The 1,627-nt window shown below is 75.0% G+C and carries 1 protein-coding gene; it reads left to right on the top strand.

Annotation, left to right across the window (positions count from 1 at the left end; all coding sequences use genetic code 11):
* Window positions 1-1,627, top strand: a 1,627-nt coding sequence (locus tag ACLEQD_RS42980; protein WP_410391732.1) for a tetratricopeptide repeat protein, incomplete at both ends; no start/stop codon positions are given.

Here is a 1,627-nt window from a genome sequence, read left to right as displayed (position 1 = left end):
CGCGGACGCGCGCTTCCCCTCGATGCAGGCCCTGCTGGACGCGCTCTCCCAGGAGCAGCGCCTGGGACAGCGCCGGCGCTGGGTGGGGGCGGCGGGCGCGATGACCACCGCGCTGGCGGTGGCGGGCGGCGTGGCGTGGCAGCAGTCCCAGGTTTGCGCGGACGCGGGCGCGCTGATGGACACCGTCTGGACCCGGGACGCGCAGGCGCGGCTGGAGTCCGCCTTCCGCGCCACCGGGAAGCCCTTCGCGGAGGACATGGCCGCGCGCGCCACGCAGGTGCTGGCGCACTACGCGGACGCATGGAAGCACCAGCGCGTCCAGGCCTGCGAGGACGCGCGCGTGAGCGGCGTGAAGCCGGAGGAGCAACTGGACCGGCAGGTGGTGTGCCTGGAGCGCCGGCGCAAGGACCTGCGCGCGACGGTGGACCTGCTCACCCGCGCGGACGCCGCCCTGGTGGAGAAGTCCGTGGACATGGCGCACGCGCTGCCCGCGCTGCACGAGTGCGAGGACGTGGAGTCGCTGGCCGAGCAGCAGCGCCGCCCCTCCGACCCCGTCCTGCGCGGGGAGATTGAAGGGCTGGAGGACCGGCTGTCGGAGGTGCGCGCGCAGGTGGACGCGGGCCGCTACCCGGCGGCGCTCGCGGCGGTGAAGGCGCTGGAGGCGCCCGTGGAGAAGACGGGCTACCTGCCGCTGAAGGCGGAGATGCGCTTCCACCTGGGCTGGCTCCAGGAGCAGACGGGCCAGTCGCCCGAAGCGTCCCGCCTCCTGTCGCGCGCCGTCTTCGACGCGGAGGCGGGCAGGGCGGACCGGCTGAAGGTCGCCATCCTCAACAAGCTGCTCTACGTGGAGGACGGCCAGAAGCACTTCGACCCGGCGGCGAACTGGGGAGCGCTGGCGGAGGCCACCCTCCAGCGGCTGGGCGGCGAGCCCGTGCTGGAGGCCGACGTGAAGGTGAACCAGGCCAACCTCGCCATCTCCCAGGGCCACCTCGACGAGGCCCGCAAGCGGCTGGAGGCGGCGAGCGCCCTCTACGACAAGGCGCTGCCGCCCGAGCACCCCAAGCGCGCGCGGACCCTGTTCCTGCTGGGCCGGCTGGTGCTGGGCTCGGGCGACGCGAAGGGGGCGCTGCCGCTCTTGGAAGCGTCGCTCGCCAGGACCGAGGCGGCGGTGGGCCCGGTGCACCCGGACGTGGCCCGCCGGCACGGCCTGCTGTCCCTGGCCCTGCGCGAGGCCGGCGAACCCGAGCGCGCCCTGCCGCACGCCCAGGCGGTGGTGGACCTCTACCAGCGCTTCCACGGCGACAAGAGCCCCCAGGTGGCGGAGGCGCTGGACGAGCTGGGCATGTGCCAGCTGGGCATGAAGCGCTACGACGAAGCGCTGAAGACCTACGAGCAGGCCCTGGCCCTCAAGCGCGAGCTCTTGCCCGCGGACGACGAGGGGCTCCAGCCCTCCTACGACGGCGTGGGCCAGGCGCTGCTGGGGCTGGGCCGGGCGCGCGACTCCGTGGCGCCGCTCCAGCAGGCGGGTGTCCTTCGCGTCCGCGCCCCCGGACGCGCTGGGCGAGTCCGGCTTCGCGCTGGCGCGGGCGCTGTACCAGACGGGCCAGTCCCCCGAGGCCCGGGCCCA

Origin of the sequence: Corallococcus sp. 4LFB, from assembly GCF_046520365.1 — a bacterium.
GTDB lineage: Bacteria > Myxococcota > Myxococcia > Myxococcales > Myxococcaceae > Corallococcus > Corallococcus caeni.
This window is presented reverse-complemented; position numbering and strand designations above follow the sequence as displayed.